General features: G+C 60.8%; 2 pseudogenes. Both read right to left on the reverse strand.

Annotated elements, in window-relative coordinates:
* A pseudogene (locus tag M9H71_RS25130) lies at window positions 1-292 on the reverse strand (hypothetical protein); the annotation flags it as partial.
* Window positions 293-346: 54 nt separating this feature from the next.
* A pseudogene (locus tag M9H71_RS25135) lies at window positions 347-481 on the reverse strand (hypothetical protein); the annotation flags it as partial.
* Between the last annotated feature and the right edge of the window lie 126 nt (window positions 482-607).

Here is a 607-nt window from a genome sequence, read left to right on the forward strand (position 1 = left end):
TCGCGTGGGTAGATTGGCTCGAAAATGCTGCTTCGGCGGCTTTGTTCTGATCGACAAAAGCCACCCAGCGCGTCGAGAATTCCGGGAATACGCGGGCGACAGGAAAGCAGCGGTCGTATGCGCGTGCCAGGAATGTTCGAACCTGGTGCTCCAGCCCAAGGCGTACGACGAGTGCCTCTTCGTTGCTCGGGGCGCCGGCCTCTGTGTGGCGCCAGAGCTCCCGGTCGAACGACCGCCCGAGCGTCTCCAGATCCGGGGCTTCGACCGCCTGGTTGACCCATTCGAGCATCATGACCAGCCTTCGGCGAGCTTTCTGAAAATTTCCCGTTCGCAGGCTGACACGGAGAACGGGCTGGCCGAAGACCGATGCGGCCTGTTTCCCCAATCTTCTTTGAAGGTAATATCGTCCTGATGGACTGCGTGAGAGGTAGGATGGTCGGGCCACGAGGAGGCACTCCGAATGCAGGCGGGAGTGCGACATGCGGCTGGCATGTCACACTCCCGCTCACGCTTCCAATTGCCGACCAAGTGCCTGTCAGGTCTCGAGAAATTACGGAGGGCGATGCCCTTGAGAAACCTGGTAGCGGGTCCCTCTCCCGCTACCATC

It is taken from the genome of Rhodopseudomonas parapalustris (assembly GCF_053772255.1).